This is a genomic window from Streptomonospora arabica (genome assembly GCF_039531585.1).
GTDB classification, from domain to species: domain Bacteria; phylum Actinomycetota; class Actinomycetes; order Streptosporangiales; family Streptosporangiaceae; genus Streptomonospora; species Streptomonospora halophila.
On record NZ_BAAAQI010000002.1, the window covers coordinates 156,321 to 176,760 of the forward strand.

Consider the following 20,440-nt stretch of genomic DNA (forward strand, 5'->3'; position numbering starts at 1 on the left):
AGCAGCAGCGTTGAATACGACGGCCACAGAAAGCGACGCGAAGACGACCGCGGAGGTCACCGGCGAGGCCGCGCGGCGGCGCACCTTCGCTGTGATCTCCCACCCCGACGCGGGCAAGTCCACGCTCACCGAGGCGCTGGCCCTGCACGCGGCCGCCATCACCTCGGCGGGCGCAGTGCACGGCAAGGGCGAGCGGCGCGGGGTCACCTCCGACTGGATGGATATGGAGCAGGCCCGCGGCATCTCCATCACCTCCGCGGCACTGCGCATCGACTACGGCGACTGCGTGCTCAACCTCCTCGACACCCCCGGCCACGCCGACTTCTCCGAGGACACCTACCGGGTGCTCTCGGCGGTGGACTGCGCGATCATGCTGCTGGACTCGGCCAAGGGCCTGGAGCCCCAGACCCTGAAGCTGTTCGAGGTCTGCCGCGCCCGCAACATGCCGGTGATCACCTTCGTCAACAAGTGGGACCGGCCCGGGCGCGAGCCCTTGGAGCTGCTGGACGAGATCGAGCAGCGCATCGGCCTGCGGCCCACCCCGCTGAACTGGCCGGTGGGCATCGCCGGCGACTTCCGCGGGCTCATCGACCGCTCCGACGGCTCCTACACCAAGCTCACACGCACCCCCGGCGGCGCCACTCGTGCCGTCGAGGAGCGGATGGACGCCGAGCGGGCGGCCGAGACCGAGCAGGAGACCTGGACCCAGGCTGTCGAGGAGATCGAGCTGCTCGGTGAGATCGAGGCGCACTTCGACGAGAAGTCCTTCCTCGCCGGGGAGTCCTCGCCGGTGCTCTTCGGCGCCGCGCTGCCCAACTTCGGCGTGTCGCAACTGCTGGAGACGCTGGTGAAGCTGGCGCCGGCTCCCGAGGACCCGGTCGACGTCCACGGCGAGCGGCGGCCGGTCGGCGCCCCCTTCTCCGGCCAGGTGTTCAAGATGCAGGCGAACATGGACAAGGCGCACCGCGACCGGATGGCGTTCCTGCGCATCTCCTCGGGGCGCTTCGACCGCGGCATGGTGCTCACCCACGGAGCGACCGGGCGCCCATTCGCGACCAAGTACACCCAGGCGGTGTTCGGCAGCGAGCGCTCCACCATCGAGTCGGCCTACCCGGGCGACGTGATCGCGCTGGTCAACGCCGCCGCGCTGAGCGTGGGCGACACCCTTTACTCGGGTCCGAAGGTGGAATACGCGCCGATCCCCAGCTTCGCGCCCGAGCACTTCGCCGTGGCCCGGGCCAAGGACGCCGGCCGCTACAAGCAGTTCCAGCGCGGAATCGCCCAGCTCGACGCCGAGGGCGTGGTGCAGGTGCTGACCTCGGACGTGCGCGGCGAGCAGGCTCCGGTGCTGGCGGCCGTCGGCCCGCTGCAGTTCGACGTGGTGGCCCACCGCATGGCCGAGGAGTTCCGCGCCCCGATCGAGCTGGCGCACCTGGAGTACTCGCTGGCACGGCGCACCGACGCCGCCTCGGCCCCGGCCGCCCACGCCCTCTCGGGCGCGGAGGTCCTCAAGCGCCGCGCCGATGGTGAGCTGCTGGTCCTGGTCCACAACAAGTACCGGCTGAGGGTGATCACGCGCGACAACCCGAACCTGGTTCTGGAGCCGCTTCTGGCCGGCGGCGCCGACGCCGAGGCTTAGAGGCGCGGTAGGCGGGACCGGGGCTGGTGAGGGCCGCCAGTGGGGAGCGGTGAGGGCCGCGCCCATCGGTCCGGGTCGTAGCCGCTCGCGGTTCGGACGCGGCGGCGAGGGCGGTAAATGGCGGGACGCGCGGTATCGAATCGGAATCCCGCTGGTCACGGCCCCATCGAGGCGGCGACAGCGGCGGACGGCTGGGCACGCGGTAATCGGACCGCGCACCCGCCGGTCACGGTCCCGACGGGGCAGCGGGGACAGCGGGTGGCCAAGCCCCAACCCACCGCACCCGATGCCTGCCGGTAAGCCATGCGACGGGGCAGCGAGGGCAGCGGACGGCTGGACCCGCGACCATCGGACCGCGTGCCCGCCAGCCACGGCTCCAACGAAGGAGCGGGCAAGCGGACGGTTGAGCCCCAACCCACCGCCCGGTACCCGCCGGTAAACCAGGCGGCAAAGGCGGCGGACGGCGGGGCGCGCGGTGATCGGTCCGGGTGCCCGCCGGTCGCGGCCCCGACGAACGCAGTACCAGCAGCGCGCATTGAAGCCCACGGCGGACATTTCGGGCAGATCGATAGCGCTTGCCTTCGCGAGGCGAAACGGGCAGGACGCGATCAGCAGCGAAGCAGCCATCCCCCGCCGATCTTCCGCTATACGGAATCCCACCAGGCAATTTGCCCGATTCGCCTGCTTTTGCGATCGCTCTGAGCTTCTGAACGGCCACGAGACCGCCGAAAACAGCGCTCAAGGGCCCTTGAGAGGTGCATGAAAGAGGCTTCGTCGACACTGTCCCCCGTGCGGGCCGTTCCATCGGAGGCGCAAAAGGGGCATTCATCCATCTATCCCTCTCCCCGGAGGGGCGCCACGGCGCACCGGAGCGCCGACGTAAGGCTCAGGGCGGTCTCGTCGCTCCTCCAAGCCGTGCGTGCACTCCAAATGCCTGATTCGTCCGACTGTCACGCGCGACCATCCGCGCGCCGAGCCCATGACGCCACCCGAACCCCCACCCTCGCCTCGCCGCCCCGTCGCAACCGCAACCCGCAAGCACCCGAACCGACCCGCGCGGCCTCAATCCCCCACCGCCACCTCCGCCCCTCCCAACTGCCACCGGCGAACACTCCGCGCGTCCCGGCCGTGCGAGCAAGCGAGCAGCCTGGTGGTCCTGCCGCTTACCGCGAGCGGAGGATGTCGTACAGGTCGAGCGGGGCGGGCGGCGGAAGGGGGTCGGCGGGTGCGGCCCTGTCGGCGCGGAAGGAGTCGAGCAGATAGGCGACGAGCCTGCGGGAGGCCGTTGGAGCGGCTTCGGGTGCCTGGGCGGAGATACCGCTGTTGGCCATGATCAGCAGGGTGAAGTCCGAGGTCGCGAAGTCCGCCCGCAGGCGGCCGGCGTCCTTGGCTCGGCGCGCCAGCTCGTTCAGCCCGCACGTCACCCGGTCGAGTTCGCCGCTGATGCCGAGCTCCTCGAAGTAGGCAGCGACGAACGCCGAGTTGAAACCCGGGTTGCCCGCCTGCACCGCGCACACCTGCTCGACGGCACCGCGGAACGCGTCCCAGGGGTCGAGGCAGGTGAGCGCCTCGTCGACGGCCGCGACGCACGCCGCGAACTGGTCGGCGAACACCTCTTGGATGAGGGCCCGCCTCGTGGGGAAGCGCCGGTAGAGGGTCGCCACCCCCACGCCGGCGTGTCTGGCGACCGCGGCCATCGGCACGTCGAGCCCGCGCTCGGCCAGCAGGTCGGCGGCGACCCCCAGAATCCGGTTGCGGTTGTGCAGCGCGTCGGCGCGCAGGCGTGGCTCCTGGGCCGGAGCCCGGCGGTCGGGCCGCAGGCGAGAGTCTTCGGTGCCCATTCTTCTCACTTCCGTGCAACCGGATGGGGGTCTCCACTTACCCGGCTAGTGTTGCGGCGAACGGAGACGCGGGTCCACCCCGCCGGGGTCGCCGCCGCAGGTCCAGGCGGCCGCGGCCTGCACTCGACCCGCCCCCACGCCCGCCCACCAGGAGGTCTCGTGCGATACGAGGGACCGCTTCCGCACTGGCTGATCCGCCCCATCAACGGGTTCACGACCGCACTGCGCACCTCCCCGCGATGGGGGCGACTGGCGCGCAGGCGCCTGACCGTCGTCACCTACACGGGCCGGCGCTCGGGGCGCACGTTCTCGACGCCGGTCTCCTACCGCCGCAGCGGGGAGACCGTCACGATCAACGTAGCCATGCCCGAGCGGAAGCGGTGGTGGCGCAACTTCACGGGCGAGGGCCGGCCCATCTCCCTGGAGCTGGACGAACAGGTTCGCACCGGACACGCGGTCGCCCGGCCCTACGCCAAGGGCCGCGTCAGCCTCACTGTGCGCCTCGACGACCGCAGAGAGGACGGCGAAAGCCCGGCCGCCGGCACCGCCGCCTGACCCGGGCCCGCCAGCGCAGCCACGCGGACGGGCGGCCGCCGCTAAGCGGCCACCCGTCCGCCACGCCTTCGGCCGCGCGCCATTGGAGCGGCCGGCGCCGCTTCCGTGCCGGCCCTGCCCGCTGCCGATCCGGCGGTGGTCAGGGCCGGAGGGGTGTGGCGATCAGCGCCGCCGCCGACGCCGATCCACCCCGCGCCGCTCCGCAGATCCCGCGAACCCCGCGAACCGGGCGGCTCACCGGTCGCCGCTCCCCTGGCGCACTCCGACCACGCTCACGCCCCCGGCGCCGCCTCCACATCCGTCTCCGCCGCCCGCACCGGAGCGTCCCAGTCGATCCTGTACCGCTGCTCGGCGCCGAAGGCCTTCTCCGGGTCGAGCGCCGTCCTGAGCAGCAGCCGCATCAGAAAAGGCATCAGCACCCGTGCTACGGGACCGGGCGCCTTGAGCGTGTTCGTCTTGGCCGCGCGGGCGGCCACCTTCTCCACCCGCGGCCGGCGGCTGCGCTCGTAGGCGTCGAACGCGCTGCGGGGGTCGGGGAGATCGCGCAGGCAGCGGGCGAGCTCCACCGCACTCTCGACGGCCAGCGACGCTCCCTGCCCCGAGCTGTTGGAGGGCGCGTGCACCGCGTCGCCCACCAGCACCATGCGCCGGCTGTGCCAGCGCGGCACGTGCGGCAGGATGTGCAGCGAGCCGCTGACCTGCAGGAGGTCGGCGGGAGTGCTGCGCATCAGGTCGCCGCCCGGGTCGTCGTCGCCGTACGCCTCGCGCAGCAGCCGCAGCCACTCCTCGGGCGGGACCTCGCGCGCCTCGGCCAGCGGCATCGGCCGCTCCTGCGGCAGGTTCGCGCCCCAGCCGGTACGGCCGTCGGGGCGGGGCCAGTAGAGGTAGTAGGCCCGTTTGCCGAAGGTGAAGGTCAGGGAACCGGATTCGCGCCGCACCCGGTGGTCGGCCACCCCCTCGAAGCCCAGGACACCGGTGTAGCCGGGGTCGGGCGCGTCGGGGTCGATCAGCTTGCGGACCACCGAGTGCACGCCGTCCGCGCCGACGAGCACGTCGGCGTCCGCCGAGGTGCCGTCGGCGAACCGGGCGGTGACGCCGTCGGCCCTCTCCTCGGCTGCGACCAGGCCCTTGCCGTACTCCGTTCGGACGCCACGGGACGCCGCCAGGTCGTGCAGCGCGCGGTACAGGTCGCCGCGCTGCACGAGCCGCATCGGGGGCAGCCCGGCCAGATGCGGTAGCTCGACCTCCCGCCCGCCGAACGACAGCGCCGAGCGGTGGAGCGGGATGGAGCCGGCCTCCGCGGCGTCGCGGGCGCCGACCACCTCCAGCGCCGCCTGGCCGTTGGGGGCGATCGCGAGACTGCCTCCGACACCGTCGGCGGTGGAGGGATGGGCCTCGTAGACGGTCGCCTCGACGCCCGCGTTCCGCAGCGCCAGAGCCGCGACGGGGCCCGCAATGCCCCCACCGATCACCAGCGCCGTTCTCGTACTCGACATGACACTCCTCAGGACTCTCCGAGGGACCGGGTGGTACCCGTGCCCTCTGTGTTCGGTTCGGTCTGCTCCGAACCGCGTCCCGCGAGGTGAGCCGGATATGCTGCGCTTGCCACTTCGCGACCGGACTCGCTTCTACCGGGTGCGGTTCGAGTGCCCGGCCCCGGCGACGGTGCTGCAACACCTCCGCCGGGGCCGTTCTCCCTATCGGTCGTCCTCCCCTTCCGCTTCCGCGAGCTCGGCGACTCCGGAGGGCACCTCGCCCGTCGCGTGCCACCCGGCCCACTCCTCCAGGCCGGGGAAACTCCCGGAGGACAGCTCGCCGACGAGCGAGCGGACCCAGTCGGCCTCGGCCTCACGGACGGCGATCTCGTACTCGTCCTCGACGAGGAACAGCCGCGGCACGTCCCGCCGGTTCCGGTCCAGCGCCTCGCGCAGGGACGCGTTGCCCCTGTCGAGCGCGTCGAGCCGGCGCCGGAGCATCGTCAGGGCCTCGTCGGGCTCCAGCGCCGCGAGCACCGACAGGCCGGCCTTGAAGCGCGGCCGCTCCGGCTGAGGCGTCGACACCAGCTCGGCGGCCCAGTCGACCAGCTCCGCCCGGCCGGCATCGGTGATCCGGTAGACCGTCCGCTCCGGGCGGGCACCCGCGCGCTCGCTCTCGACGGCCTCCACGAACCCGTGCTTGGCCAGGTTCCGCACCACCGTGTAGAGGGAGCCCCACTTGATCTCCATGTCGTCCTCCTTACCGCGGGCGCGCAGCACTGAGGCGACCTCGTAGGGGTGCATCGGGCGCTGGACCACCACCGAGAGGACGGCGAGGGCGAGCAGGTTGCCTACTTTGCGGCGGTTCGCCATATCTGTTCCTCGTCTACGGTTACTCGTATACGAATATACGTCGCCGAGTGATGGTCGGCAACGCCTTCGTGCCGTCTTGCCCGGGACTGCTTGCGCCTGGCAGGGACCGCCCGCTCGTGGCAGGGAGCGCCCGACCGCCGCCCGCACGGCATCGCGGCGGCTGCAGTAACGGCGATCCGGCGGCGCGGCTCCGGCCCGGGTGGACCTCCCCGGCGCGGTGGCAGAGGTGCCGGCGAAGACGGGCCGCGGGGGCGGCGCTGTCCCGAACCGGACGCAGCCGCCCCCGCGGCCGGGTGCGCGGCTAGCATCGGCCGGGCACGCAGTCCGGTACACCTCAGGAGGTTCTCGGTGAGTCGTCCGTTCCGCGCTACGGCAGGCATGCGCGCGCTCAACACCGTCGTGCGGCTGGCGGTGCGCATCGGTCTCCCAGTCGGGCGCGCGCACGTGCTGACCGTGGTCGGACGGACGTCGGGGGTCCTGCGCTCCACCCCGGTCAGCCCGGTCCGGTGGAACGGGCGGCGGTGGCTGGTCGCCAGCAGCGGCGCGGCCGCCTGGGTCGCCAACGCACGCGCTGACGGCGCGGCGACACTGCGCGGGCGCGGAGGGAGCGAGCCCGTGCGGCTGGTCGAGGTCGGCGGCGAGGACGCCTGCGCGGCCCTGAAGGTGTTCGCCGAGGAGGTCGCCCGCGGCCGCTGGCTGCGCACCCGGCCCGGTTCCCCCGTCCACGAGTTCGCCGCCGACCTGCCCGACCATCCGGTCTTCGAGGTGCTCGGCGGTCGGGGCACGCGGAGCGGGCCCAAGGAGCCCGGCGAACCGGACTGACCGGCGCCGGGAGGCCTGGCCGCGGTGGTCGGGGCGGTCAGGGCCCGCGGCCGCTCGACCGTCGCCGGCCGGCAGGGGGCCGGACCCGGGGCTTGCCGGTCGGCGTATGCTCGGGTCACTCACGAACCGCTCGGGGGCACGATGTTCACCTGGCGCCGGATCGGCCCGCAGGACTTCCCGCTGCTGTGCGAGTGGCTGGCGCAGCCGCACGTATCGCGCTGGTGGAACCACGAGACCTCTGCTGAGGCGGTGGCACGCGACTTCGGTCCCGCCGCTCGCGGCAAGGAGCCCTCGCAGGACTGGCTCGCGCTGCTCGGCGGCGACCCCGTCGGCCTGGTCCAGCGGTCGCGGCCGGCCGACTACCCCGAGGAGCTCGCCTCCCTGTCCGCGATCACCGCCGTGCCCGAAGGCACGGTCGTGATCGACTATCTGATCGGGCCGCCCGACCGGGTGGGGCGCGGGATCGGAACCAGGATGATCCGGGCGTTCGTCGAGAAGACGTGGCACGACTGCCCCGAGGCGCCGGCCGTGATGGTCGCCGTCGTCGCCGCCAACACGGCGTCGTGGCGCGCACTGGAGAACGCCGGACTGCAGCGCGTGGCCAGCGGCGCGATGGAGCCCGACAACCCGCTCGACGAACCGCTGCACCACGTCTACCGCATCGACCGCCCGCCCGTGGCTGACAGCCGCCCGGACACGACCTCGGCCGGCCGCTGACAGCGGCTCAGGCCGCCTTCCGGGCGTTCGCTGTCCGGCGGGCCCGCTTCCAGCGCTTCCACGAGCGGAGCGAGGTCGTCGCGCATGCGTCGCCGAGGCCGACCCGCCCCGCTCGGGGATGCGCAGTCCCGCTCGGGGATGCGCTTTCGACCGCACCCGCCGGCGGTTGCGGAGCACTCTGCGACCGAACGCCGCCGCCGGGTGCAGCGGCGGGGATTGCGGGATGTCCAGTTGGCGGGACAGCCGCCGTACACCCGATTGCGGCAGAATCAAAGGGCATGCCGAGCCTCAGCGGGCACGGGCAGGGAGTCGGAAGGCCGCGTTATGAACATCGAACGGTTGCTCGGCAGCGGGCGCGCGACGCTCTACCTGCTGGCGTCGTTTCCCACCGGCATCGCGGCGCTCGTCATGCTGCCGCTGCTGCTGCTGGGCACCGTGCTCGTCCCACTCGGCGTGGGCGTCTTCCTCCTGCTTCCGCTGCTCTCCGCCGTGCGCCAGTGGGCGGAGTGGGAACACCGCCGATCCCTTCACCGGCTCGGCATCACCCCCCTTCCTGCCGCGCCGCCCTCCGATGCACCGCGGCAACTGCTCGCGCTGGCGGGCGAGCCGGCGACGCGGCGCGCCCTGCGCGGACTGCTCGTACACGCGCTTCTGGGCCCGTTCGCCGGTGTCGTCGGTGTGATGGCCTCCCTCGGCGTACCCGCCACGCTGCTGGAGATGGCCGTGTGGTGGGGCGCCCCCGAGCCCCCGACATTCCTGTGGTTCGAGGCCACCGGCTGGACGTCGGTGCTCCTCGGCGGGGTGGCCGAGGTGCTGGTGTACGCGGCGCTCTTCCTCTGGGGGACCCAGGTCATCGCCGGAGGCTACGCCCGGCTGATGGATCGGCTGCTTTCGCCTTCGCCCGCCGAGATCGAGGCCGCGCGCCTGAGCCAGCGCGTCGAAGAGCTGTCCCACACGCGTGCCGAGGCGCTGAAGGCGCACGGCGACGAGCTGCGCCGCATCGAGCGCGATCTGCACGACGGCACCCAGGCTCGGCTGGTCGAGCTGGCCATGCGGGTGGGCGTCGCCGAGCAGATGCTCTCCAAAGACCCCGACCGGGCGGCCGAGCTCCTGGGCCAGATCCGCGGCCGCGCGGAGGAGGCGATGACCGAGCTGCGCGACGTCATCCGCACCATGTACCCGCCCATCCTCGCCGACCGGGGCCTCGACGGCGCCGTCTCGGCACTCGGCGCCCGATGCGCCGTGCCCACGCGTGTCGAGATGGGCGAGCTCGGCGTTGTGCCGGCTTCGGTGCAGGCAGCGGCCTACTTCGTGGTCGCCGAGGCGCTCACCAACGCCGCCAAGCACGCGCGGGCCTCCGCCGCCGCAGTGCGCGTCGACCGCGTGGGGGCCACGCTGATCGTGGAGGTCTCCGATGACGGCGTCGGCGGGGCAGAGGACGCACTCCTCGCAGCCGGTGCCGGCGGCGTGGACGGTGATGCCGGGAGCGCGGAGGGCGCGGTGACCTCGGATGGCGCGATGGATACGGATGGTGTGGACGGCAGCCGGGGCGGCGGAGCCGGAGGCGGTCCCACCGGGGCGGCGGTATCCGGCGACGGCGCGCCCGGGGCCGCGGTGGCCCGAGGCGGCGCGACCCGCGCCGGAGCGTCCGGAGGCACCGGCCTCAGCGGAATCCGCCGCCGTGTGGCGGCACTGGACGGAACGACGTCGGTAACCAGCCCCGCGGGCGGCCCGACCAGGATCACTGTGGAGCTGCCGTGCGAGTCGTGATCGTCGAGGACAACACCATCCTCGCCGAGGGGTTGAAGCTGCTGCTGGAGACCGGGGGCCACGAGGTGGCCGCCGTGCTCGGCGACGCCCGAGGCCTGCTCGACGCAGTGGACGAGCACTCCCCCGACGTGCTGATCGCCGATGTGCGGCTGCCCCCGGACTTCCGCGAGGAGGGCCTGCGCGCCGCGATCGACGCGCGCCGCGCCCGGCCGGGACTGCCCGTACTCGTGTTCTCCCAGTACGTCGAAGAGGTCTACGCGTCCGAGCTGTTCGCCGACGGCGCCCGCGGCGTCGGCTACCTGCTCAAGGACCGCGTCGCCCGAGTGGAGGAGTTCCTCGACGCGCTGGCCCGGGTCGCGGCGGGCGGAACGGCGATGGACCCCGAGGTCGTCGGCCAACTCCTGACCCGCCGGGAGCGCCCCCTCGCACGGCTCACCCCGCGTGAGCGGGAGGTGCTGGCGCTGATGGCCGAAGGGCTGGACAACACCGCCATCGCCGACCGCATGGTGGTGACCGAGGGCGCGGTCCACAAGCACATCGGCCGCATCTTCACCAAGCTCGACCTCGCCGACGGCGACACGGGCCACCGCCGGGTCCGCGCGGTGCTGGCCTACCTGGGCGCGTGAGTTCCCGGGGAGGGAAGGGAGTGTGTTTCCGGGGAGAGAAGGGCGTGAGTTCCGGGGAGGAGATGAGCGGAGGACGGCGGCGGTGAGGGGGGCTCGGGCTTGCGACCATCGCACCCGGTGCCCGCCGGCTGACCACCCGACGAGGCAGCGACGGCAGCGCACCCACCAGCCCGCGACCAACGCACCCGATACCCACCGGCTCGGCACCCGACGATGCGGCAGCAAGGGCAGCGGGGTGCTCGGGTGAGCGGCGAGCCAATCCGTTCTCGGGCGCGGACCTTGGCCGGTCGGCTGAGGGTCGGCATACTCGGGCAGATTGATCCGCGACCGAGCGTCTGAAATGCACGAGGCCCGCTGAGACCAGCGAGCGACGCACCGGCTCCATCAAATTTCCGCGATGCAGAATACCGCGAGTCCATTTGACCGGTTTCACCTGTTCTAAAGACCGCCGCGAGCATCCGCTCAGCGATGAGACTGCGAAAAACCGCATTGAGAGGCCGTCCAGTGCTGCATCCGGTGGGTCTCGTCGCCACGGCAGTGCGCCCGAGCCGTCAACTCCCAGGGCACTACGGACATAGAACCACGAATCCCCTTCCATGAAGGGGGGTTGCGCCACGCCGGAGGATCGCCGTGTGCATTGGAGCAGTTTCGTCGCCCCTCGACCCGCACCCCTGCCCCGAATGACCGATTCCTCCAGTTGCGTTCGCCTCCAGAAGCCGCACCTGGAAGCCACGGACGAACGACCGCCGCGCGACGAGCCACGAGTACGGCGAATGGGCGCAGAAGTTCGGACTTTTCGGACGAACGAACCTGGGCAGCGCCCATGCGGCCCCACGAACCGGCATCTTGCAGGTCGGGGACATCGCCACCCACAGAAGATTCCGCAATCCGAAATACTGCAGGGGGAATAGCCCGATTTGCCCAAGCTAGAAACTCGCTACGGGCACCCGCGCGGCGACGAGTGGGCGGAAAACCACGCCCATAGGCCATTCAGTGGTGCATTCGGTGGGTTTCGTCGCCACGGCGACACGCGAACAGGGCGGCAATTAAGACATAAGGGGAAACTTCACCGCGCGCTTGGTGGTCGTCTGAGGCCGCGTCACTTTCGGCGCGCGCGGCGACGCGGGTAATCGCCGCACGCTCGACCGCCCACCGCAGACGCGGCCGCCCACCGCTCTCGCCGCCCCGTTGGGAGACCAACCACCGAGCACGCAACCCGACCACCACACGCACAACCATCCACCGCCCTCGCCGCCCCTGTTGGGCGACCAACCAGCGCGGGCGGAACCCGGTGACCGCGGGCTCAGCCATCCACCGCCCTCGCCGCCCCTGTTGGGCGACCAACCAGCGCGGGCGGAACCCGGTGACCGCGGGCTCAGCCATCCACCGCCCTCGCCGCCCCGTCGCGACCGCAACCGGCGAGCACCCGAACCGACCACCGCAGGCACAACCATCCGCCGCCCCTGCCGCCCCGCCGCGCGACCAACCACCGAGCACGCAACCCGACCACCGCAGACCCAGCCGCCCACTGCCCTCACTTCACCCGCCAGGCGGGCGAGGGGCGCACACTCTGTCTTCGGCTGCGGTCAACGGCGCGTCTTGCGGTGGTGGATGATCGCGGCGGCGAGGCAGGCGAGGGCGCCTGCGCCGAAGGCGGCGTCGAGTGCCAGGTGCAGACCCACCAGCGAGGCCGCGGCGTTGCCGCCGAGGAACACGGCGAACAGGGTCCACAGCAGAATCTGTACGAGCATCGCGCGGTCGGCGGGGCGTCGCGTGTGCGAGCCGGCCTGCGCGGAGGAGGAGACGGAGGACGGGGAGGTGCGGTCGGGCTCGGACACTGATACTCCTCGGCGAATCGGTGCTGCTCGTTCGGGATACGGCGTCCGACCTGGGCAGACACCGCTTTAGCGACACCATGAACGCTACGGATCGGCCCCCTTCGCGCTCGATCCCCTCCGCTCGCCGATCCGGTGTCCAGTTGGCTGCACACCGCCGCCCCGACCATCGACCCGCCTGCGCAGCCGCCGCCTGCGCGCCCGCTCCTGCTCAGCCGCCGCCTGCGGGCACCAACGGCGCGGCCCGCCAACCCGTGCGGCCCGCAAACCGGCGCCGGCCACCCGAGGCGCCCCCGCCAAACCCGCCGGATTCCGGGACCTGCGACCGCTCCAACCCGGGCCCATCCGGTGGCATAGTCGTGCCGACCGGCCGACCGGCCGACCGGCCGACCGGCCGACCGCGGGCAGCGCGGAGCGCGAGGTCCGGTCGGGAAGGAGGCAGGCCATGGTCAGCGCCTACTGGGAGGGCCCCGGAGCCGCCAAGGCGTTCACGTACCCCGTCCCGCTCCAGGCCATCGCCGCGCGCCTGGATACAGGGGCGCGCATCCTGGACTTCGGATGCGGCTACGGGCGGGCGATGCGCGACCTCGCGCGGGCGGGCTTCCGCAACACCATCGGCGCGGACCCGTCGGCGGCGCTCATCGCACGCGGCCGCCGCGAGTCGCCCGACCTGCGGCTGGAGCATGCGCCCGGCCTTCCGCTGGCGCACCCGGACGGCGCGTTCGACGCGGTCCTGCTCATCTCGGTGCTCGCGGTGATCCCCGACGACGACGAGCAGCGCCGGGTCGCCGCCGAGATCGAGCGGCTGTGCGCACCCGGCGGGCTGGTGTTCCTGTGCGACTACCCGTTGCAGGACAGCGAGCACTACCGCGCCTCCTACGCGGTCTCGTCCCATCCCGTCCACGGGGTCTTCACCAACCCCGACGGCGGCGTGTTCCGCCACCACGACCCTGCGCACCTGGAGTCGCTCTTCCCGGGGGCCGAACTCGTGGAGGCCCGTGCGACGGAGTCGACCAGCCTCAACGGCCGCCCACTGCGCGCTTTGCAGTGGGTGCTGCGCCGCAGCTAGCCGGACCGCGAAACCCCTGGTCACCGCCGCGTCCGGGCACCGGGCCCCGCGCCGCCGGGCGCGCAGCAGGCACGCGGATGTGCGGGCACCCTGGCACCCGGCGAACTCGTGGTCCGGCGCCCGGGCCGGCGAAGCGCCCCAGTCGACCGAACGATGCGCCGGACCGGCGACCGGCACACACCGCTCAGAGGGAGCCCGCCCCTCACCGCTCCACGGTCACCGCTCCACGCTCCACGCTCCACGCTCAGCGGACGGTCTCGGCCTCCCCCTCGCGCGCGCCATCGGAGGCGTCGACGCCGCCGCCACCGAGGCGCAGGTGCTCCACGTGATAGAGCGCGTGGTCGAGCAGCGCGGCCACGTGGTCGTCGTGCAGGGCGTAGACGACCGACCGGCCTTGGCGGGTCCCCACGACCAACCCCAGGTTGCGCAGCAGGCGCAACTGGTGGGAGCAGGCCGACTGCTCCAGCCCCACTTCGGCGGCCAAAGCCGTGGCGGGCAGCGGGCCCTCACGCAGGCGGGCGAGGATCAGCAGCCGTGACGGGGTCGCCAGCGCCTGAAGGGTGGTGGCCACCTGCTCGGCGTCGGCCGTGTCCAGCCGGGTACGGGGGACGGCCTCAGCGGGAGTGGTGACTCGGTGACCCATGCGGACAGTCTACCGGCCGGACCAATGAACACTTGAACTGATGTTCATGTATTCCTGTAAGGTGGAGCCCGCCGGTCCCGCCGCCCGCCGCCCGCCGCCCGCCTGGAAGGAATCCGCTGTGACCGCTGTGCTCTCCCCGCCCGTGCCCGGCACCGGCCGCGCGCCGGGACGGCTCGCCCGGATGTTCGCGCTGTCGGAGGTGCGCTGGGCCGCCGCCGCACTCGCGCTCTTCGCCGCCGCGCTGCCGCTGGACCTGCTCGGCGCCCCCGTCTGGGCCTGGGCCCCGCTGTACGCGCTCACCTACGCGGCCGGCGGCTGGGAGCCCGCCTTGGAAGGGCTGCGCGCGCTGCGCGAGAGGCGCTTGGACGTCGACCTGCTCATGGTGGCCGCCGCGCTGGGCGCCGCCGGGATCGGCCAGGTGCTGGACGGTGCGCTGCTCATCGTCATCTTCGCCACCTCGGGCGCGCTGGAGGCCGTGGCCACCGCCCGCACCGCCGACTCGGTGCGCGACCTGCTCGACGTGACCCCGCACCGCGCCAGCCGGGTCCGCGCCGACGGCGCCGAAGAGGTCGTCCCGGCCGCCGACCTGCGTCCGGGCGAGGTGATCGTGGTGCGGCCGGGCGAGCGCGTGGGCGCCGACGGGCGCGTGATCGAGGGTGCCGGCGAAGTCGACCAGGCCTCGATCACCGGGGAGCCGCTGCCCAAGGCCAAGGAGGTCGGCGACGAGGTCTTCGCGGGCACGGTCAATGGGGCCGGCATGCTGCGGGTCGAGGTCGAGCGCGACCCCGGCGACTCGGTGATCGCGCGCATCGTCGCCATGGTCGAGGAGGCCACCCGCACCAAGGCCGGAACACAGCTGTTCATCGAGAAGGTCGAGCAGCGCTACTCGATCGGCATGGTCGCCGCCACCGTGGCCCTCTTCGCGGTGCCACTGCTGTGGGGCGCCGAGCTGGAGCCGACGCTGCTGCGCGCGATGACCTTCATGATCGTCGCCTCCCCCTGCGCGCTGATCCTGGCCACCATGCCGCCGATGCTCGCGGCGATCGCCAACGCCGGCCGCCACGGTGTACTGGTCAAGTCCGCCCGCGCGCTGGAGCGGCTGGCGCTGTGCGACCGCGTCGCACTGGACAAGACCGGGACGCTGACCGAGGGCTCCCCCCGACTGGCCGACGTGCGCCCGCTGGCAGGCGGCCCGCTGGACGAGAACGGGCTACTGGCCCTGGCGGCCGCGGCCGAGCACTCCAGCGAGCATCCGCTGGCCGCCGCCGTCGTGGGTGGCGCCCGCGCCCGCGGGCTGCCGATCGCCCCCGCCGCGGAGTTCGCCGCCGCTCCCGGACTGGGCGTGTCCGCGACGGTGGAGGGGCGCAGGGTCGAGGCCGGTTCCCCGGCGCGCCTGCTCGGCGAGGGCGCGGCCGCCGCGGCGGCGGCCGACGAGGCCCGGCTGCTGGAGGAGCGCGGCCGGACCGCGGTGGTGGTGCTCGTCGACGGCGAGCCCGCGGGGGTGCTGGGTGTCGCCGACCGGCTGCGTCCCGAAGCCGCAGCGGCCGTCTCCCGGCTGACCGCGCTGACCGGCGCCCCGCCCCTGCTGCTCACCGGCGACAACCCGCGCGCGGCCGAGCACGCGGCCGCCGAGACGGGCATCACCGACGTCCGCGCCGGGCTGCTGCCCGAGGACAAGGTCGCCGCGGTCCGCTCGGCCGAGGACGCGGGCCACCGGGTGCTGATGGTCGGCGACGGGGTCAACGACGCGCCCGCGCTGGCGGCGGCCGACTGCGGCATGGCCATGGGCGGCGCGGGTTCCGATCTCGCCCTGGAGAGCGCCGACGCCGCCGTGGTGCGCGACGAGCTGATCGCCGTGCCCGCCGCGGTGAGCCTGGCGCGCCGGGCGCGCACGCTGGTCGTGCAGAACCTGGTGATCGCCTCGGTGTTCATATCCGGGCTTGTGGTGTGGGACCTGGCGGGCACCCTTCCGCTGCCGCTCGCGGTCGCCGGGCACGAGGGCTCGACGGTCCTGGTCGCGCTGAACGGTCTGCGCCTGCTGGGCGAACGGGCCTGGCGGAGCGCCGCGTCCGGGTGACGGACTGCGCCGCACCCCGCTGTGCCACACGGCGCCGCGCCCGTGCCCCAATGGACCACGCCGCGCCGCGCCAACGCGGTGCGCCCGCCGGCCCCGGAGGGGTGGGACCGGCGGGCATTGTCCGGGCGTCCGCGCTGCTCAGCCTCCTCCGGAAGCCTCGTCCCGGCGATCGTCCTCGGAGCCGCCGACGGCCGCACCCGCCGAACCGCCGTGCGGACCGTCCGACCCACCCGGCTCACCCGGCTCGCCTCCCGGCTCACCCGTGTCGCGCGGCCCGCCTCCCGGCTCGCCGCCGGCGCCCGCGGCCGCTCCCGCCGCGCGGCGCCGACCCGCGAGCCGGGCCGCGCCGCGCTTGAGCGGCGCCCCCAGCAGCGGCGCGCACAGCACCAGAACCATCACGCCCAGCAGCACCAGCGACGGCGTGCGGTGCAGGAAGACCTCCGTCCCGCCGTCGAGCAGGAGGGTCTGGCGCAGCGTCTCCTCGGCGATGGGCCCCAGCACCAGCGCGATCACCGTCGCCGCCGGCGACATGCCGTGCTTGCGCATGAAGAACCCCAGCACGCCGCAGGCGAACATGATGCCCACCTCGACGACGCTGCCGTTGACGGCGAAGGCGCCGAACGCGCACAGGATGATGACCAGCGGGCCCAGGGTGCGGAACGGCGTCCTCGTGACAGCGGCGAACATCGGGATGCAGAAGATGCTGACCAGCAGTAGCATCACGTTTCCCAGGTACATGCTGGCGATCAGGCCCCAGGCGAACTGCGGCTCCTCGGCCATCAGCAGCGGCCCCGGCTGCAGCCCCCACATCAGGAAGCCGCCGAGCAGCACCGCCGTGGAGGCCGAACCGGGGATGCCCAGGGTCAGCAGCGGCACCATCGCGCCCGTGGCCGCCGCGTTGTTGGCCGACTCCGGCGCCGCCAGGCCCTCGACGGCTCCCTTGCCGAAGCGCTCGGGGCGCTTGGACAGGCCCTTCTCCACGCTGTAGGCGATCAGCGAGGCGACGGTGGCCCCGGCACCCGGGATCACGCCGAGCACGAACCCCAGCGGAGTGTTGCGCGCGATCGGCATCCGGGCTTGGCGCCACTCCTGCCTGCTGGGCCAGAATGCGCCGGCGCGCCGGTCCAGCCGCATCGGCGAGGCGCCGTCGAGGTGCCCGCCGCGGTAGAGCGTCCACAGGATCTCGCCCAGCCCGAACAGGCCGATGGCCACGGGAATGAAGTTGATCCCGTTGATCAGCTCGGTGGACCCGAAGGTGTAGCGCTGCGTGCCGCCGCCGACGTCGATCCCCACGGTGCCGATGGCGAAGCCGATCAGCACCGAGACCAGACCGCGCAGCCAGTTGCGGCCGACGAGCACGATGAGGGTGAGCAGCCCGATCACGACGAGAAGGAACAGCTCGGGCGGGCCGAAGGACGCGGCGACGCCCGCCATCATCGGCGCGGTGACCGTCAGCAGCACGACCGCGATCGTGCCGGCGGCGAACGAGGCCACCGCCGCGATCACCAGGGCCGGTCCGGCCCGCCCCTTCTGGGCCATGGGATGGCCCTCCAGAGTGGTGGCGACCCCGGCCGAGTCGCCGGGGGTGTTGATCAGCACCGCCGTGATCGTGTTGCCGTACATCGCGCCGTAGTAGACGGCGGCGAGCATGACGATCGCCGTGGTGGGGTCGAGGCCGAAGGTGAGCGGGAGCAGGATCGCCAGCCCCGCCGAAGCGCCCAGGCCGGGGATCGCGCCGACGAACATGCCCACGAGCACGCCGATGCACAGGAAGAGGAGGGTGGTGGGCGACAGCACTCCGATGATGCCGTTCACCAGGTTGGCGAAGATGTCCATGCTGGCTCCGAGGGATCTGCGGTCTCGGCTTGCGGATGGGCGCTAGTACAGCGGGAGGATCCCGGCGGGCAGCGGGGCGTTGAGGCCGTATACGAACACGGCGTACAGCGCCACCGGGAATATCGCTCCGATCACCACGGACCGCACCGGGTGCGACCGGTCGCAGACCAGCAGGGCCGCGATGAGCGCAACGGAACCGGTGACCACCGCGCCCACCGGCACCAGCACGGTGACGAAGGCGGCGAGGATCGCGCAGAGCGCCACCACGGCCCAGGGGTGGCGCCGCTGCGCCTGCCCGCCGCCGGCCGCGGCGGCGCCGTCCCCGCTGTCCGCGGTCTGCTCACCCGCGTCCCGCTCGTCCGCGCCCTCCGGACGCCGCCGGAGCACGCTCTGCACGGTGCAGATCGCGCAGGCGGCGACACCGAGGACGCCGATGATGCGCGGGAAGAGCCCGGGCCCCACCCGGCCGGCGGTCGTCTGCCACTCCATGCCGAACGCCATGACCGTGTAGCCGGTCAGCACCGCGCCGACGATGAGATAGAAGACGGTCTCCCCCGAGACCCGCGGGCGGCGCCGGCCGCCCGCGGGCCCCCCGGGGCCGCCGCCCTCCGGTTGCGCTGGGGACGGGCCCTGTCCAGAGGGGCCGCCCGCGGTGCGTTCGGCGGAGGCGCGCTGGAACGGCAGCCGCACCCGCGAGGTCGGCGTCCCGGCCATCAGATGGCCCCCTGCTCCTTCAGCTCCTGCTCGAAGCGCGTGCCGGTGGCGTCCAGGTAGGACGTGAAGTCGTCGCCCCAGCGGACGTCCGCCGTCAGGTAGTTCTTGTCCAGGTACTCCTGCCAGGCGTCGGTCTTGACGACCTTCTTCATCGTCGTGATCCACCACTCGCGGGCGTAGTCGGGCGCGTCGGGCGGCAGGATGAGCCCGCGCGGCATCGAGACCAGGTCCTCATAGCCCAGTTCCTCGCCGGTGGGGACGTCGGGCAGCGCCTTCAGCCGCTTCTTGCCGGTGAACAGCAGCGGGTTGACGTCGCCGCTCTCGACCTGGCCCATGATCGAGCCGGGGTTGGAGACGATCGCGTCCAGCGAGCCCGACGACAGGGCCGTCTGCAGCTGGCCCTCCTCGTTGAAGGGCACGTACTCGATCTTGTAGCCGGCCTGCTCGGCCAGGGCGGCCTGGATGATGTAGTCGACGTTGACCGTGCCGATCCCGCCGACCGTCACCTTCCCCTCGTCCTTGGCGTGGGCCACCCAGTCCTCCCAGGTGGTCAGGTCGCTGGAGCCGGGGGTGACGAACAGCGTGTCGTCGGTGGCGAACAGCCCGATGTGGGTGAAGTCGGCGGGGGTCCAGCCGGTGTCGGCCTGCAGGGGCGTGGTGATGAACGACCCCGAGGTGGACGAGATGACGTAGGGGTCGCCGGAGTTGCTGAGCAGGTGGCCCCATCCCTTGGCGCCGCTGCCGCCCTCGCGGTTCTCCACGACGATGTCGGCGGGGTACAGGTCCTTCTTGTTGAGGATCTCGACGATGGTGCGGCTCATGATGTCGTTGCCGCCGCCGGGGCCGAACGCGATGGTCCAGTCGAGCTCGCGGCTCGGGTAGTCGTCGGGGTTCTCCTGGACCGACGACGAACCCGCGCCGCAGGCGGTGAGCGCGGCCACGAGGGCGGCCGAGGCCAGTGAGGCCAGGACCGGTAGCAATACGGGCTTGTTGATCGGCATGGCGGTGCCTCCTTGCCGGCACAGTGGCTGTTACGGGGGGTGGGGTGCGGGGTTCCGCTGTGGGTGTGCCGTCGCTGTGACGGTGGGTGCGGGGCGGGCATCGGGTCGGCGCCCCGCGGTCGCGATGCGGGCCGTGCGGCGGCGGAGGAGGCGCGCCGCCGTCACGACCAGGTGAACTCCGGCTGGCGCTTCTCCAGGAAGGCGCGCACGCCCTCGGCGTAGTCCTCGGTGTCGAAGGAGGAGTTGCGCAGGTCGGTGGTCTCGGCGTCGTCGCGGCGCTGACCGGCCACGATGCGGCGGACGATCTCCTTGGCCGCGCGGACGCTGTACTGCGCCCGGGTGCCCACCAGCTCGGCGAAGCCGTACACCTGCTCGGACAGCCCGTCCGGCTCGGCCACGGTGTCGACCAGACCGGTGCGCAGCGCGTGCTCGGCGTCCATCCGCCGGCCGGAGAACAGGACCCACTTGGCCTGCGCGGGGCCGACCAGGTCGACCAGGCGCCGGGTGGACTCCAGGCTGTAGACGAGGCCGAGCTTGGACGGGGTGATTGCGAACTTCGCGGCGGTGTCGCAGAACCGCAGGTCGCAGGCGAGCGCCAGCCCGCAGCCGCCGCCGACGCAGTAGCCGTGCACCATGGCGACGGTGGGCTTGGCCATGCCCTCCAGCGCCTGCTCCGCGGCGGCCACCTGCTCGTTGTAGGAGCGCGCGCTCTCGGCGTCGGAGCGGACCTCGCGGAACTCGCTGATGTCGGCGCCCGCGGCGAAGGCCTTGGTGCCCGCGCCGCGCACCACCAGCACCTTGACGCGGGGGTCGTCGTCGATGCCGCGCAGGATGCCGGGCAGGTCGCGGTACATCTGCAGGCTGATGGCGTTGCGGCTCTCGGGCCGGTCGAGGGTCAGGGTCGCCACCGCGCCGGAGCGCTCCACCTGGAGGTCGTCGGACATGGG

Annotated in this window: 17 protein-coding genes; 8 read left to right on the forward strand and 9 right to left on the reverse strand. The window is 72.9% G+C overall.

What is annotated here, in order from left to right; all coding sequences use genetic code 11:
- Positions 1-10 precede the first annotated feature (10 nt).
- On the forward strand, positions 11-1,639 hold the full coding sequence (locus ABD284_RS03825) for a peptide chain release factor 3 (protein ID WP_344140936.1): 1,629 nt from the start codon (positions 11-13) through the stop codon (positions 1,637-1,639).
- 1,163 nt (positions 1,640-2,802) lie between these two features.
- On the opposite strand, the gene ABD284_RS03830 is transcribed toward ABD284_RS03825, so the two are convergent.
- Entirely contained in the window at positions 2,803-3,480 is a 678-nt protein-coding gene (locus tag ABD284_RS03830) for a TetR/AcrR family transcriptional regulator (RefSeq protein WP_344140938.1), read from the reverse strand.
- 159 nt (positions 3,481-3,639) lie between these two features.
- On the opposite strand from ABD284_RS03830, the gene ABD284_RS03835 reads away from it, so the two are divergent.
- The gene (locus tag ABD284_RS03835; RefSeq protein ID WP_344140939.1) at positions 3,640-4,035 is read left to right on the forward strand and encodes a hypothetical protein; all 396 of its coding nucleotides are present in this window, start codon (positions 3,640-3,642) and stop codon (positions 4,033-4,035) included.
- A gap of 272 nt (positions 4,036-4,307) precedes the next feature.
- Here the strand turns inward: ABD284_RS03835 and ABD284_RS03840 are convergent, their stop codons facing one another.
- Both ABD284_RS03840 and ABD284_RS03845 read right to left on the reverse strand, forming a co-directional pair.
- The gene (locus tag ABD284_RS03840) at positions 4,308-5,531 is read right to left on the reverse strand and encodes an FAD-dependent oxidoreductase (protein WP_344140940.1); all 1,224 of its coding nucleotides are present in this window, start codon (positions 5,529-5,531) and stop codon (positions 4,308-4,310) included.
- Between the two features lie 201 nt (positions 5,532-5,732).
- The gene (locus tag ABD284_RS03845; protein WP_344140941.1) at positions 5,733-6,383 is read right to left on the reverse strand and encodes a PadR family transcriptional regulator; all 651 of its coding nucleotides are present in this window, start codon (positions 6,381-6,383) and stop codon (positions 5,733-5,735) included.
- A gap of 348 nt (positions 6,384-6,731) precedes the next feature.
- Between ABD284_RS03845 and ABD284_RS03850 the strand changes: the two genes are divergently transcribed.
- The 4 genes from ABD284_RS03850 (at position 6,732) to ABD284_RS03865 (ending at position 10,318) form a co-directional block, all read left to right on the forward strand.
- Positions 6,732-7,205: a nitroreductase/quinone reductase family protein gene (locus ABD284_RS03850; protein ID WP_344140942.1), complete on the forward strand. Its 474-nt coding sequence runs from the start codon at positions 6,732-6,734 to the stop codon at positions 7,203-7,205.
- A gap of 141 nt (positions 7,206-7,346) precedes the next feature.
- Complete coding sequence (locus ABD284_RS03855; RefSeq protein WP_344140943.1) at positions 7,347-7,922, forward strand: GNAT family N-acetyltransferase; 576 nt, start codon at positions 7,347-7,349, stop codon at positions 7,920-7,922.
- 324 nt (positions 7,923-8,246) lie between these two features.
- Positions 8,247-9,692: a sensor histidine kinase gene (locus ABD284_RS03860; protein WP_344140944.1), complete on the forward strand. Its 1,446-nt coding sequence runs from the start codon at positions 8,247-8,249 to the stop codon at positions 9,690-9,692.
- Entirely contained in the window at positions 9,680-10,318 is a 639-nt protein-coding gene (locus ABD284_RS03865) for a response regulator (RefSeq protein WP_344140945.1), read from the forward strand. The genes ABD284_RS03860 and ABD284_RS03865 overlap by 13 nt, the downstream gene beginning before the upstream one ends.
- 1,586 nt (positions 10,319-11,904) lie before the next feature.
- On the opposite strand, the gene ABD284_RS03870 is transcribed toward ABD284_RS03865, so the two are convergent.
- Positions 11,905-12,156, reverse strand: coding sequence for a hypothetical protein (locus ABD284_RS03870; protein WP_344140946.1), 252 nt, complete (start codon positions 12,154-12,156; stop codon positions 11,905-11,907).
- Positions 12,157-12,598: 442 nt separating this feature from the next.
- Between ABD284_RS03870 and ABD284_RS03875 the strand changes: the two genes are divergently transcribed.
- Positions 12,599-13,222, forward strand: coding sequence for a class I SAM-dependent methyltransferase (locus ABD284_RS03875; RefSeq protein WP_344140947.1), 624 nt, complete (start codon positions 12,599-12,601; stop codon positions 13,220-13,222).
- A 244-nt stretch (positions 13,223-13,466) separates the two neighbouring features.
- On the opposite strand, the gene ABD284_RS03880 is transcribed toward ABD284_RS03875, so the two are convergent.
- Positions 13,467-13,865, reverse strand: coding sequence for an ArsR/SmtB family transcription factor (locus tag ABD284_RS03880; protein ID WP_344140948.1), 399 nt, complete (start codon positions 13,863-13,865; stop codon positions 13,467-13,469).
- 118 nt (positions 13,866-13,983) lie between these two features.
- On the opposite strand from ABD284_RS03880, the gene ABD284_RS03885 reads away from it, so the two are divergent.
- A complete protein-coding gene (locus ABD284_RS03885; protein WP_417788580.1) occupies positions 13,984-15,942 on the forward strand; it encodes a heavy metal translocating P-type ATPase in 1,959 nt (652 codons plus the stop codon).
- 138 nt (positions 15,943-16,080) lie between these two features.
- On the opposite strand, the gene ABD284_RS03890 is transcribed toward ABD284_RS03885, so the two are convergent.
- The 4 genes from ABD284_RS03890 to ABD284_RS03905 form a co-directional block, all read right to left on the reverse strand.
- On the reverse strand, positions 16,081-17,778 hold the full coding sequence (locus tag ABD284_RS03890) for a tripartite tricarboxylate transporter permease (RefSeq protein ID WP_344140949.1): 1,698 nt from the start codon (positions 17,776-17,778) through the stop codon (positions 16,081-16,083).
- 42 nt (positions 17,779-17,820) lie between these two features.
- On the reverse strand, positions 17,821-18,492 hold the full coding sequence (locus ABD284_RS03895) for a tripartite tricarboxylate transporter TctB family protein (protein WP_344140950.1): 672 nt from the start codon (positions 18,490-18,492) through the stop codon (positions 17,821-17,823).
- Positions 18,492-19,493 carry a Bug family tripartite tricarboxylate transporter substrate binding protein gene (locus ABD284_RS03900; protein WP_344140951.1) on the reverse strand — a complete coding sequence of 334 codons (1,002 nt, stop codon included), beginning with the start codon at positions 19,491-19,493 and terminating at the stop codon, positions 18,492-18,494. The genes ABD284_RS03895 and ABD284_RS03900 overlap by 1 nt, the downstream gene beginning before the upstream one ends.
- A gap of 161 nt (positions 19,494-19,654) precedes the next feature.
- Positions 19,655-20,437, reverse strand: a complete 783-nt coding sequence (locus ABD284_RS03905; protein ID WP_344140952.1) for an enoyl-CoA hydratase-related protein — start codon at positions 20,435-20,437, stop codon at positions 19,655-19,657.
- Positions 20,438-20,440: the final 3 nt, after the last annotated feature.

Coding starts and splice junctions, on each gene's coding strand:
- ABD284_RS03830 (WP_344140938.1), bottom strand. CDS start 3,480: ATGGGCACCGAAGACTCTCGCCTGCGGCCCGACCGCCGGGCTCCGGCC.
- ABD284_RS03840 (WP_344140940.1), bottom strand. CDS start 5,531: ATGTCGAGTACGAGAACGGCGCTGGTGATCGGTGGGGGCATTGCGGGC.
- ABD284_RS03845 (WP_344140941.1), bottom strand. CDS start 6,383: ATGGCGAACCGCCGCAAAGTAGGCAACCTGCTCGCCCTCGCCGTCCTC.
- ABD284_RS03855 (WP_344140943.1), top strand. CDS start 7,347: ATGTTCACCTGGCGCCGGATCGGCCCGCAGGACTTCCCGCTGCTGTGC.
- ABD284_RS03860 (WP_344140944.1), top strand. CDS start 8,247: ATGAACATCGAACGGTTGCTCGGCAGCGGGCGCGCGACGCTCTACCTG.
- ABD284_RS03875 (WP_344140947.1), top strand. CDS start 12,599: ATGGTCAGCGCCTACTGGGAGGGCCCCGGAGCCGCCAAGGCGTTCACG.
- ABD284_RS03880 (WP_344140948.1), bottom strand. CDS start 13,865: ATGGGTCACCGAGTCACCACTCCCGCTGAGGCCGTCCCCCGTACCCGG.
- ABD284_RS03890 (WP_344140949.1), bottom strand. CDS start 17,778: ATGGACATCTTCGCCAACCTGGTGAACGGCATCATCGGAGTGCTGTCG.
- ABD284_RS03895 (WP_344140950.1), bottom strand. CDS start 18,492: ATGGCCGGGACGCCGACCTCGCGGGTGCGGCTGCCGTTCCAGCGCGCC.
- ABD284_RS03900 (WP_344140951.1), bottom strand. CDS start 19,493: ATGCCGATCAACAAGCCCGTATTGCTACCGGTCCTGGCCTCACTGGCC.
- ABD284_RS03905 (WP_344140952.1), bottom strand. CDS start 20,437: ATGTCCGACGACCTCCAGGTGGAGCGCTCCGGCGCGGTGGCGACCCTG.